The following is a 12,989-nucleotide window of genomic DNA, read 5'->3' on the forward strand; positions in this document are numbered from 1 at the left end:
GCATGATGCTCCTCCTGAGATCTGATATAGCGAAATACATCATCAAAAGATCTTTCATCTACCGTAAAAGCTCCATATCCTCTTTGCCATGTCAATCCTTCGATTTCAAATGAAGTATAGCCTTTTATCTGCCGGATGATTTCTGATAACTGATGTGCGGGTTTTAAGCTTACGAGTAGGTGCACATGGTCTTTGTAGCCATTAGAGATGTGGATAATAAAGTCGAGTTCTTTTGCTTTCTTTACGCATAACTCATGAAAGCGAACCAACACTTCTTTTGGCAGCATAGCTTCTCTATACTTCGTGATGAAGATAAGATGATAGTCCAGGCGGTGGTAGAGCTTGTGTCTTATGATCATAATATGACAGGTTCACGAAACACTTATCAAAAGTAAAGCATATTTTCATCCCCACCCATCCTCTCTCTTAAGGTGATGCGGGTGGTGAGTAGCGAAGCGTATCGAACCATAAGCATCACCCTAAGAGAGACCCTACGGCCCCGAAACACAACGAACATAGTAGCTAAAGCTCTTATCGCCGCCGCTGACATTGCCACCACTAAAATGGACGTTCCACGCAGACGTTGTATAGGACGCGCCGGTAGTAGAACTCCAATAATTGGAAGCAACTGCTGAGGGAAAGGCAGTTGTATCAATAGTTAAACTTGCTTTAGTATAGTCTACTATACTCTGTAACTCGTTTCGATTCGGAAGCCTCCAGGCTCTCCCGACAAGACTTAAAGTGTTGCAATAGCTGAGAGCATTTGCCCAGGTCGCTTGCCCTCCTTCTCCCTGCTGCCAGATAAGCCCTGTGGCAGTATCGGTCACCGTTCCGTTTCCGTTATCCGTAAAAGGAGCAGCCTTCAAAGCAGTGCTCAACATTATAAAAACAAAGATTAGATTTATTATATATAGTCTTTTCATCATTCAAGTATCCTTATCTCTCCTCTCTCTTAAGGTGATGCGGGTGGTGAGTAGCGAAGCGTATCGAACCATAAGCATCACCTTAAGAGAGGGCTACAGCCCCGAAACACAACGAACATAGAAGCCAACGCTCTTAGAGCGGTGGACACTGCTGACATCGCCAACACTAAAAAGGACGTACCACGCATACGTTGTATTGGAAGCGAAGGTAGTAGAACTCCAATAAAGGTTAGCAACTGCTGAGGGAAAGACGCCCGTGTTAATCGTAAGACTCGATTTAGTTGCATCCACGAGGGAAGAAAGCTCTTGAATAGAGGGAAGCTTCCAGGTTTTCCCGGCAAGACTCAAAGCATTGCAATAGCTAATAGCTGAATCCCAATTCATCGCTCCTCCTTCTCCCTGCTGCCAGATAAGCCCTGTAGCGTTATCAGTCACCGTGCCATCTCCATTATCCGTATAGCTTCTCGCGGTGGTTTTTTGATGGGCTCCATCATCTCCCGCTGCATGAGAAGTCGTCTGCCCGGTTTTTAGAAGCCCCAACTTAAAATCCTCATCCAGAGTATAAAAACTCAACTGTTTTGTATTCGTATTTACAGAACTGGCTACAATGCTTCCGGGTTCGGAGAAGCCGTCTGTATCCTTGTTTACACTTACGGTTACCGTTTGTTCGGTACTGTAGTTTGAGGGAGTGAATGTAAGGCTTGATAAAGAAAGAATGTGCTTTGAACTATAAAAAGAACTTAAACTTACTGTCACATCTTTTGCAGGAGCCCTATCAAGTTTGACTGTACATGTAGTGCTACTTCCTTCTTTTATAGTAGTGATATTGAAAGAGATGATGATGGTATATTCCTGATAGGTAATACTTTTTGTTGTTATGTTACTTCCTGTCATAGAAGCGGAAACCAGTACCGTTTCTGAATCCTTGTTCGTATCTGCCGAACCCGTAAGATTTATCGTTTGAGCGACATTCCAGTCTTGTGCTGTAAAACTGAGGCTGGTTTTATCTACAGATAAACCGGTATAAGAAGAACTTACATTCACCGTAACGGTTTCATGAGGTTTCTGGCTTAGTTGTATCCTGGTTGTTCCGGTTCCATCTTCTGTAATAGAGGTCGGAGTTTCCACACTCACCCAGTCCCCTTTTACATCTACATTTTTCACAGAAAGAGGAGTCGTTTCGATTCCGGGAGCGCTTAGAGTTACTGTTGCCTCTTCTGTTACTTCGTTTCCATCAATCAGGGCAGAAAGAGTAAAGCTCTGTTCGATAGTTGCGATTTCGGGTGTAAAGGTAAGTGTGGCGGATGAAGCATCGTTGACCTCAATTGCCGGGTGATTACTTGTAATCGTTACCGTTTGTGTGGAACTCGGTTTTACGGCAAGCCTCACATAGACCGTGTGTTTCGTGCCTTCGTTCAACTCCTTTACCGTATCTCTCAAAGCAAAGGTGTTTGTAACCGTATTGGCCGTGCTGAAATTCTGGAAGAAGTTTGTAAGAAGTCCCACCCCATTGTCCGTGGGGTTATTGTATTTCGGCTTTGCAAGGCAGGATAATAAAAGACACATAAAAAGAGGAAGTCGTTTCATACTCTTACCTCGAAGATCTGTTTCTTGTTGATTTCGTTCCAACTGCTTGTAAACTCTTTGTTCTTATTAAAGTTAAATATAGCTAAATAGCCCGTGGTCTGGTTTCTGCTGTCCAGATATGCCGCGAGTTGACTAAGGCCTTCCTCGTGATACTTCTCTCCCCTCCAGACTTTTAATTCAAGTATATACTCTTTCTCTGCAAAGGTGATGATCAAATCCGAACGTCTTTCATAGCTGTGCTGGCTTTCTACATAGGGCTTCCTGAATATTGCGAAACCGGCTTTAAAGTATAATAAAATACTTGTATTTATAGGATCTTCAAAAGTAAAGTGCAAGGAAATATTAAAAAAAAGTCCAAAACCCTTTCACCTCCAGGAAAAATATGTATAGAGAAACATCTAAAAACCAACCAGAATTTGAAAATTTCAAGTTACCTTTTGATGGAAAGTTAGACAAGGATAATCGTTGGGTTAAATTAGCGGAACTAATACCCTGGAGCAAAGCAGAAGATAAATATAAGCAGCATTTTTCTAAAAAGATGGGAGCTCCTGCAAAACCATTCAGAATGGCTCTTGGTGCATTGATCATTAAAGAAAGGTTACGTTGCACCGATGAAGAAACAGTTGAACAGATAATTGAAAATCCTTATCTACAATTTTTTATTGGACTACAGGTTTTCCAAAACAAAGCTCCTTTTGAAGCATCATCAATGGTACATTTTAGAACAAGGATGCCTATCGAATTTCTACAGGAAGTTAACGAAATGATTATCAATTCAGAACAGGTTACAGAAGAAGATGATAACGATGATAAGCCAACAGGTTCAACTGGTGTAAATGAAGATGAGAGTATAGAAAATAGAAGAGGTGAATCAAAAGAAAATCAGGGAAGTTTATTAATAGATGCGACCTGTAATCCTGCGGATATTCGTTATCCAACAGATATTTCCATATTGAATGAAGCACGAGAAAAAACAGAACATATCATCGATGAATTGTTTAAGCCGCTGGTAGGCAAAATAAAAAAGCCCCGTACATATAGAAAAAGAGCAAGAAAACAATTTTTATCATATACCAGGAGAAAACAAAAAGGAGGAAGAGGGTTAAGAAAGGCAATCAAGCAACAGTTAAACTATATAAGGAGGAACCTTCAAACAATCTCAGAACTGCTTCAAAATGGCTCTAAGCTCGAAGATTTAAACAGGTAGTGGTATAAGTGTTTATTAGTGATTCATGAAGTATACAGACAACAGCTTGAAATGTATGAAAATAATACCCGCCGTGTGGATAATAGAATAGTAAGTATATCGCAGCCACATATTCGTCCGATAAAAAGAGGCAAGGATGCTGCCAAGACTGAATTTGGTGCAAAGTTAACAATATCAATGACAGAAGGGTTTAGTAGGATTGAAATTTGTGATTGGAACAGTTATAATGAAGGAGTCTTGTTTATCTCAATATTAGAAAACTATAAAAATACAAATGGACACTATCCATCTATTGTTCATGTAGATAAAATATTTAGGAATAAAGAAAATCGAGATTTTTGTAAAGAACATGGAATTAAAATGGCAGGTAAACCACTTGGCCGCCCCTTAAAAGGAGTGGATTACGAAAAGGAGAATGCTTCAATTAGAAATTCAGTTGAAGGTAAGTTTGGAGAGGGAAAGAGAAAATACGGGATGGATAGGATTATGGCTAAATTATCTAAAACAGGAAAAACAGTTATAGCCTTAATAGTCCTGGTAATGAATTTGGAAAAGAAGCTAAGGCTTCTTTTTTATCGTTTTTTTATGTATTATAGAGATAAAACAAACAAAGCTATTCAGCATTTCGATTATACCGAAAGCCTAATACTCTATAAAAGTAATATATTATTAATTTAATAAACTTTTCTAAAAAAAGATAACGTTTGGAATAATACAACAAAGGAACTTTTTCAGGAACCCCTACATAGTAGAAACCCTTGCCATTAATGATAGGCTTGAGAAAAGCGATGAGAAGCAGACGACTAGCCTAGTTACGTTTTAGTGGACACATACTACGCAGCCATTTCCTCATATTCTGTGGGAGTTTTATATCCTAAAAAAGAATGCGTTCTTTGTCGATTATAAAATATTTCAATATAATCAAAAAACTCTTTTTTTGCATCTTCCAGATCGTAAAACACATTTACTTCCATTTCTCTTTTTAAGGTACTGAAGTATGATTCAGCCACTGCATTATCCCAGCAGTTTCCTTTTCTACTATTACTTCTTATTATTTTATTTTCAATTAACTTGATTCTTGTCTTTCGCGAGCAATAATTAGATCCACGATCCGTATGGAAAATAAGCCCACGTCCTGGTCGACGAGACCGTATTGCCTTATCAAGAGTTGTTGTTATCAGTTCCGAATCATTCTTCTCTGATAGACTCCAACCCACTACCTTTCTCGAATACAAATCTATGATCACACAGAGATATAACCAACTTTCCTTTTGCTTTATATACGTTACATCCGATACCCAAATCTTATTCTTCTCTTTAGGGGAAAAGTTCCTCTTAACAAGGTCTCTTGCTATACGTTCGTTATGCTTTGAATCAGTCGTTGAAATCTTAAACTTTTTCTCCTGTTTGCCCTTTATCGCCAGTAATTCCATCATCCTACGCACCCTGCGAGCACCATAAGATTTGTCCACTTTCTTTACCGCATCAAGTAAACGAATAAGCCCATAGGTCTTTTTACTCTTCTTCCAGGTATTCTTCAAATGCTCTATGATTTCAGGACAATATTTTGATAACTCGTCCTTACAACGATTTCGATATTTGTAATATCCTGATTTAGATACATCTAATATTCTTGCCATACTCATAATTGGAAATGTTTCATTACTCGCTTCCATAAATGTGTATCTATCTACTGTTCTCTTGAGAGCATGGCTGCAAACTTTTTTAAAATTGCATTCTCCTCCTTTAACTTCATATTTTCCTTGCGAAGATTTCTTAATTCCTCATGTTCCTTTACTTGCTTATCTGTCAACGGCATTCCACTTTCCTGTTTTTGTAGGTATTCCTTTCTCCAGCTCTGTAGAGTATGATAATTTATACCCAGTGATTCCGCTACTTCTTTTATTGTAAATGAACCACTCAATGTCCTTTTTACCGCCTGTTCCTTGAACTCTTCAGAGTATTTTCCTTTCTTTTTCATCGTTTTATTACCTCGTTTTTTGTTAAAAAAGGTGTCTACTATACCGTAACTAGCTCAGACCCTGTCTTTCATAAAACGTTTCATCTTTATTGGAATAGTTTTCTTTGATAAACTCCTGAAACTTGAGAAGGACTTTCCCCATGTTCAAATGACCCCTCGAATCGAGATAATTGTCTCGGAAAGTATAAAAAGCGGAAGGCTTCTTCTCGGAAGTTTCTAAGCCGGAAACAAAATGATTATATAAAAGAATTGTAAATATTCTATTATGAATGAGTACCTGCGAATCCTCCCCTGACAGACTGTGTGAAAAGTGAGCAAAAAAAAACCTGTAGATATTGACGAACTCGGTTCTTACTAAAAAAACTAAAAACCAATCATTCCAAATTGGTTTTTAGTAAATAAATTTACTATAAGTCATAAAAGAGAGAAAATTCATTGCTATCCATCAAATAAAAATCTATTATTCCTACTATTTTGCATTTACAGCATCTATAAAAGCCCTTATTCCCAGAATATTTATGACTCTTTTAAAATTATAAGCAAAACATATGAAACTAAATTCGGCCTGAACGCTTCTAATTCCTTTTTGTATAAAGTAAGTGAACCCCAAATTTCTCTTTATAGTGCCAAATGGGTGTTCCACAATCTCCTTACGTTTACGAATTAGCTTTTTATTTTCCTCGTTCCCCATCTCTTTTTTAAAATCATCCATTGTCTCTCGGTTTATCGAGACCCGAATAGTTCGTCCAGTTTTACTATTGGTACATTTTGCTCTATGAAAACAATCTTTACATTCCTTACATTTATACTCATTTACATAAATCCCGTATGACGTCTGTCTTGGATTTTCATTTTGTCTATTTAATTCTTTTCCTGCCGGACATACGTATATATCCCGCTCTTTATCATAAACAAAATCCTGGATTTCATATCCTTTTGCAGGAAGTTTATCAGGATTACTTTTACATTCACGCTTATTATTACTATCCAGTGCAGATTTGGTATCTGGTACTATAATATTTATCCCCGATTTATCTTTATTATTCATTATTTCTTTTTCACTAAAATATCCGGAATCCATTACTGCATTTGTCTCATTTTCTATTTTAAGTTCTTCTTTTATCGACTGGACTTTTTCAATCATAGGAGTCATTTGTTCCAGGTCATTTGACTTTTGCGATACATCATTTGCAATAATCAACTTATTTGTATTATCCACTGCAGTTTGGGCATTATATCCAGGACGAATTTTTCCTTTGTCACTTTGAAATCTTGAATCTGTGTCGTTAGCAAAATAGACCTGTAGTTCCGGGTCGTTTTCAAATAATTCCCGAATCCCTTTCACTTTATCATTGTATTTCGTTAGTCTTTTTAGTTTATTTAATACATCCCTGGCTTCATCTCCATCTTTAAGATTTAGTTCATTTGCTTCGGAAATATCATTCAATTCTAATTCCTCCAAATATTCCTGTATTTTGGATTTTATATTTTGCTCGATATTTTCAATACGCTCTCTTTTAAATACATTATTTTGTCCGTTCTGTGCTCTTAGCTTCGTTCCATCAATTCCAACTATTGAAAGAGTTAGTAGATTCATTTTCTTGCAAAAGAATAAAAACTCTTTGAAGATATTTTTTATTCCATCTTTATTATTTTTTCGAAAATCAGCTATTGTCTTAAAATCCGGGGCGAGATTCTTTGTTAACCACCTAAGTTCCTGGTTTCTATTACATTCCTTCTCTAATTTTCTGCTACTTCGGATTCGTTCTATATATCCGTATAAATATATTTTTAGTAAATCATGTGGATTATATGGTGGTTTACCTGTTTCTAACTTTGGAATTTTAAAACCTAATTTTTTAAGATCGAGATTATCAACATAGGCATCAATAACCCTTACCGGACTATCTTCTTTTATGACGTTATCCAAACATTCACTGTATAATACTATCTGTTCTCGAGAAGTTCCTTGTATATAATTCATAGCTGCACCTATAACTCTTTATCGTTATAAGGAAATTTTCTATATACATTACATTCCTGACAAACAAAAAATATTCAATAACGAGACTTTTCACACAGTCTGTGACCGAAGCCGGGAAAGATAGCTGAACGAAGGATATAGGGATTCCGGTCCGGCTTGATGACTTTCTTATCCGCAAGACTTTCCCCTGTTTCCGGTGCTTTAGATGCAATGCTCAAAGCGAGGTCTTTGTAAACTTCGTTATAAATTTTTACATAGGGCTTCTGTTGTTTATTATTATCTCTCGACCACTTATCCACTTCCTCCTGAACATAGCCCTGGAGTTCTCGAAATGCCACCACACCGTCGTTGTTTTCATCGGCTTTTCCTTCCAGTCCGTAAACGAGGTAGCGGGTAAAGACTCCGAAATCAAAGTTCGGATCTTCATAAGAGAAGTAACCTGCTTTGGTGGAGTAAAAGGTGGCGGATACTTCGGCTGCCTTAAATTTTTCCTGCCTTAAGGGATTCTGTGTTGTGCTTTTACTTTCATATACTTTATTCCGGCAGGCATCCAGAATAAGAAGAGTCTTTTTCAGCCTTTTTTCCTTAAACCTTTGCACGATAGATTCGACTTTTAAGGAAGAATTATACTGCTTATCTGAAACAGTATCTACCGTAACCAGGTAGCCCTTTTCATCCATATCTGAAATCCCGTGACCGGAAAAAAAGAAAAGCACCATGTCTTCTTCTGTTGCAAAGCGAAGCACACTATCGAGTTTTTCTTCTATGTTTAAGCGGGTGGGGTAGAGGTTTTTATCCTTACCTTTGGGGTCTACTGCATCGGTCATCAGGTAAACCTCATCAAACTGCCCCTTGGTTTTTAAAACTTCCGCCATTACAATGGCATCGTTTCTGGCCTTGCTTAGATCGCTAATCCCCGCATCCTGATAATCATTGATTCCTATCACGATGGCAAAACGCTTTCCCGCATTGCCTTTCAGCTCTTCGATCTTTGCTTCACTCATGACTTTTAAGCCCTTGGACTTTAAAGCATAGTTGCCGGGAGGACGCTTTTCTTCCGGGACAAGACCGGGGTTCTCTTCTTCTGTTTTTGTAGTTTTATATCCCTCCGCTGTTTCTTTCGAAGGAAGGGATTCGGGAGGAGGCTTTTTCTTGAGAATCTCGATTTCTTTTTCGAGTTTTTGGATTTTGTCCTGAAGTTTTTGAAACTCTTTATATTCAACCGGGCGGGAAAAGAGTTTTAAAAAGGAGAATAGGATATAGAGCAGGGTAATTTTTTTCATAGGGTTATTCTTGAAAGCTGAGTACTCGTTCAAAAAATCGGGGAATACTTATTGAATCGTAGGTGAGCCACCGATGGCTCGCTTGCTTCCCGGAAAAAACGATGGCCTGCTTCGAGGTTCATCTTGAGCGGTTTACAAAAAAGTTCAAGTCTTTTAAAGTGAGAGTCACTCAAAAAATCGGGAACTATTGCAAATCGAACGCAAAACAAGATAAAAATTCTATTTTTTGCTATTTATCTCGATAAAAAGCTTGCTCATCATTTGACGCTTTGTTTACTTGAGCATCGTTACTATTTCAGCAATTCCCGCTTTGCAGGGAATAGACAGATAAGGCTAAGATTTTTGGGTTTGCAGGGAAAGCTTTCGTAAACTTTTTCATCAAAAATCGCTTGTACCTGTGCAGGGATATAGTCTTTTTGACTATATGCCAGCCAAAAACGAGTTACACGCACGGGTAGATTTATCAGCAGATGGACTTTATCAAGCAATTCGGGAGGAATTTTCTAAAATTCCAGACCACAGGGTCAATCCTTCGATTTCTCTAACAGATGCTTTAATGTCAGCCTTTGCTATCTTTTCTCAAAAGAACGCATCACTTCTTGAGTTTGAAAGAGAAAAAGTGAAGAATAAAAATCTTCAAAGTATATACAAGATTCAAGAGATACCCTCTGACACTCAAATGAGAGAAATTGTTGATGAAGTTTCAACAGGAGCTTTCAGGAAAATATATAAAAACCTTTTTTCAAAACTTCAGCGTGGCAAGGTTCTCGAATCTTATCGTGTCCTTGATGATTATTATATTCTTTCCGGGGACGGAACCGGATTCTTCTCTTCAGGAAAAATTCATTGTAAATCCTGTCTTGTAAAGAATAAGAAAAGTGAAACTCTCTACCAGCATATGATGTATGGTGCCTGTATTGTGCATCCGGATAAGAAAGAAGTTATCCCTCTTATGTTTGAACCTATTACAAACGAAGATGGGAAAACAAAAAATGACTGTGAGTTAAACGCCTCTAAACGATTTATTGAAGATTTTAGAAGAGAGCATCCTCATTTAAAAACAATATTTGTAGAGGATTCTCTGTTTTCAAATGCTCCCCACATTGAATTATTGAAAGAAAAGAATCTATCCTTTATCATAGGTGTAAAAGAAAAAAATCACAAACACCTTTACAATCAATTTGATAAGCTACAGGAATTGAAAAAGACAGAGCAACTCTGTATAGAGAAAGATGGAGTTTCTCATTACTTTTCTTTTACAAACCAAATCTTTTTAAATGAGACTTCAGAACTCAAAGTCAATATCCTTGAGTATAAGCAGGTGGATAAAAAAGAGCATATGATTGTTTTTAGCTGGGTTACAGATATTGAAATTACAAAAGAAAATGCTTATGAATTGATGCGAATCGCGAGAGCACGATGGAAGATAGAAAATGAAACCTTCAATACTCTGAAAAATCAGGGTTATCACTTTGAACACAATTATGGACATGGCAGTAAGAATTTGTCTAATAACTTTGCAACTCTTATGATACTTGCTTTTCTTGTAGATCAGATCCAACAATCAAGCTGTGCATTATTTCGAAAAGCACTTGGAACTTTTCATGCAAAAAGATTGTTCTGGCAAAAGATAAGAAACTTGTTTGAAATATTTGAATTTTCATCTATGGAGCAACTATTCCAGGCTATTGCTTATGGATTTAAAGCAAATATTTCTATAGGACAAAATTCATCATAGTGCAATTTTAAAAAACAGTGAAAGATTTTCTGAAGGAGCTTTTAGTCATTTTTTCTTGTACTAATCTTACTATGATTTTATACCAATTTTTATTCAAGCTAAGTATTTTAGATTCTTTTCCACGAAGAAAACCCGTAAGTTATGGGTTAAAAAACAGGCTTTAAGAAGCCTTGTACTCTAAAGCGGGAATTGCTGTTACTATTTTAAGCGAAAAACATAAATAAACGCAAAAGTAGTAATTTAAAAACTTTAATTCGAAAATAAGGAGGCTATATGATACAATATGGCTTATATCCAGCTCCCAATGGAAACACTTTGAGCAATACCTACCATGCTCGTGCGATAACTCCACCCAGCAAAGGCATGGACGAAGTAGTAAATCGGATGCTCGAAGGCGGCTCAACGGTCACCAAAAGTGACATCTACGCGGTTCTCAATGACCTCAAACGCTCCATTCAAAATATAATTCTGGATGGCGGAAGGGTGAATATCGAAGGCTTCTGTCAGTTCTACCCCGTTTTTCAGGGTGTCTTTGAAGACCAGCACGATAGTTTTGACCCGGCAAGGCATAGAGTTGAAGTCGGGGCTACTCCCTCTCAGGAATTTAAAGAAGTAGTGAGTCGAGCAAAAGTCGGAAAGACGAAAAAGGTAAAGAATATACCGGAATTAGAGACCTTTATAGATGTCAAAACAGGGGAAAAGAATAGTAAGATTTACCCGGCAACGATTGGAGTTCTAAAAGGAAAAAATCTGAAAATGGATCTCGAAAAGGAAGATGAAGGACTCTTTTTGCAAAATATGGCGGATCAGAGTTTCATCAAACTCGATACCCTTTCAAAAAACACTTCTACCGAGTTGAACTTTCTCTGTCCTTTTGGAATTTCGGAAAATATGCCCTATCGCTTTGAATTACGAAATCGGAATTATTCAACGAATCCCCTCAGAACTACCCGCATGTCCATAGAATTGACAGGCGCAGCCTGAGATTTTACCTGCTCCCTTACAGGATTACTGCTTTAAGGGAGCAGCAAACGAAATCGAGCCTGCTGCTGTCAAGCTTTTACTCCTTTCCTTGTCGCAGAATGATCATCTGCAAGAATTATCTTATACATCTTAACCTCAAGCTAAATATTGACAGAGCAATGAAAGAAAACCGCTGTTACCTTGTAAGACAATTTTATAGATTTACTTTTTTTCCTGAAAGCTAGGGAAATCACTAGCTTTTCAAATATAAATAGGTTTTCAAAAAAGTAGGCCTTCTAAATTCAGCCCATTCGTAAAATAAATGAATTTTTCTTCTACAAATAGAGTTACTTTTGTCTCACAGACTGTGTGGAAAGTAATTTAAGCAATAAATTCTATTTAATATAATGCAGTTATAGACCAAATGAAATAAATTGATAAGTGAAAAAAGCCCTTTTCACACAGCCTGTGAGCGTGCTTCGATACTAAATTTATTGCATACACAATAAATTTCACTCAGCAACCGAGCTGGACAGTAACCGGATGAGAAGGACAAAAATAGCTTGCAAGGAACTACATAAAGATATAGTTTTGTACTTCGGAGTTTGGATAGTCATGGAAAATACGAATAAAATCATCAGCCTTCAAAAACTGGCACAAATCTTTACAAAGGTTTACCGTGGCCTTAATCCTGAACAGCTATTAAAACTCGAAGAAGAACTTTTAAAGCTATATCCTTCCGAAGAAAGTGAAGTTTTAGTATCAGCAGATTATAGCGAAGAAAAGAATTCGGTAGGACTCAGTATCTATGTGTCCAAGCCTTTTCCACAGGAAAACATTCAAAAACTCGAATGGGACAGGCTCATGTTAGAATACCTGCTTCGAGCTGATGTCCGCAGGCTTCCGGTGGTATATGAATGTCTGGAAAGGATGGAGAGAAAAGCCTCTGAGAAATACGAACTCGATTTCATTCCGGTGTTTTATAATGACGAGTTGGGCGATTATTATATTCACATTAGAATTTTTAAACTGGGATAAGTGTATGAGAGAAGCAAAGAAAGGCCAGTGTACAAAATGCGGCTTGTATTTTTATGTGCATGAACATCATATCCTGCCCAGGAGTATTTTTGGTAATCAGGGGAATACAGTCGAGCTATGTCCGAACTGTCATACTCATTTTCATGAATATAGCAAGAAACACACTCTGGATCCGAAAGATGAACAGGAAGCTTTAAAAATTTGGACAACATGGCTAAAGAAAATTCCCTTGATTGTATCTTTGCTGCTTGTGGGGCTATTTCTCTGGAGTAGGTAAGCCTATCA

At 37.4% G+C, this 12,989-nt stretch carries 11 protein-coding genes and 1 pseudogene; 5 read left to right on the top strand and 7 right to left on the bottom strand.

The annotated features are described in order from the left end of the window. The 4 genes from tnpA to H7A25_14540 all read right to left on the bottom strand — a co-directional run. The coding region (tnpA, locus tag H7A25_14525; protein ID MCP5501120.1) for an IS200/IS605 family transposase at positions 1-359 on the bottom strand (359 nt) is incomplete at its 3' end. A 132-nt stretch (positions 360-491) separates the two neighbouring features. Next, positions 492-923, bottom strand: a complete 432-nt coding sequence (locus H7A25_14530) for a DUF1566 domain-containing protein (protein ID MCP5501121.1) — start codon at positions 921-923, stop codon at positions 492-494. Positions 924-1,016: 93 nt separating this feature from the next. Beyond that, complete coding sequence (locus H7A25_14535) at positions 1,017-2,510, bottom strand: DUF1566 domain-containing protein (protein MCP5501122.1); 1,494 nt, start codon at positions 2,508-2,510, stop codon at positions 1,017-1,019. After that, positions 2,507-2,845: a hypothetical protein gene (locus H7A25_14540; protein MCP5501123.1), complete on the bottom strand. Its 339-nt coding sequence runs from the start codon at positions 2,843-2,845 to the stop codon at positions 2,507-2,509. The genes H7A25_14535 and H7A25_14540 overlap by 4 nt, the downstream gene beginning before the upstream one ends. Positions 2,846-2,892: 47 nt before the next feature. Here H7A25_14540 and H7A25_14545 point away from each other — a divergent pair. Further along, positions 2,893-4,299, top strand: a pseudogene (locus H7A25_14545) (IS5 family transposase). Positions 4,300-4,550: 251 nt separating this feature from the next. Here the strand turns inward: H7A25_14545 and H7A25_14550 are convergent. The 3 genes from H7A25_14550 to H7A25_14560 form a co-directional block, all read right to left on the bottom strand. Beyond that, a protein-coding gene (locus tag H7A25_14550; protein ID MCP5501124.1) for an IS3 family transposase occupies positions 4,551-5,698 on the bottom strand; the annotation gives its coding sequence in 2 pieces (ribosomal slippage) (positions 4,551-5,446 and positions 5,446-5,698; 1,149 coding nt in all). 469 nt (positions 5,699-6,167) lie between these two features. Continuing rightward, positions 6,168-7,682: an IS1182 family transposase gene (locus tag H7A25_14555; protein MCP5501125.1), complete on the bottom strand. Its 1,515-nt coding sequence runs from the start codon at positions 7,680-7,682 to the stop codon at positions 6,168-6,170. A gap of 74 nt (positions 7,683-7,756) precedes the next feature. Further along, entirely contained in the window at positions 7,757-8,965 is a 1,209-nt protein-coding gene (locus H7A25_14560) for a caspase family protein (protein ID MCP5501126.1), read from the bottom strand. A gap of 424 nt (positions 8,966-9,389) precedes the next feature. Between H7A25_14560 and H7A25_14565 the strand changes: the two genes are divergently transcribed. From H7A25_14565 to H7A25_14580, 4 genes are all read left to right on the top strand, one after another. Continuing rightward, a complete protein-coding gene (locus tag H7A25_14565; protein MCP5501127.1) occupies positions 9,390-10,703 on the top strand; it encodes a transposase in 1,314 nt (437 codons plus the stop codon). Between the two features lie 273 nt (positions 10,704-10,976). Then, entirely contained in the window at positions 10,977-11,687 is a 711-nt protein-coding gene (locus H7A25_14570; protein ID MCP5501128.1) for a DUF4469 domain-containing protein, read from the top strand. 594 nt (positions 11,688-12,281) lie between these two features. Next, positions 12,282-12,704, top strand: coding sequence for a hypothetical protein (locus tag H7A25_14575; protein ID MCP5501129.1), 423 nt, complete (start codon positions 12,282-12,284; stop codon positions 12,702-12,704). Positions 12,705-12,708: 4 nt separating this feature from the next. Beyond that, positions 12,709-12,981 (top strand): hypothetical protein, encoded by a 273-nt coding sequence (locus H7A25_14580; protein MCP5501130.1) that lies wholly within the window; start codon positions 12,709-12,711, stop codon positions 12,979-12,981. Positions 12,982-12,989: the final 8 nt, after the last annotated feature.

The sequence above is a fragment of the Leptospiraceae bacterium genome (assembly GCA_024233835.1).
Lineage (GTDB): Bacteria > Spirochaetota > Leptospiria > Leptospirales > Leptospiraceae > JACKPC01.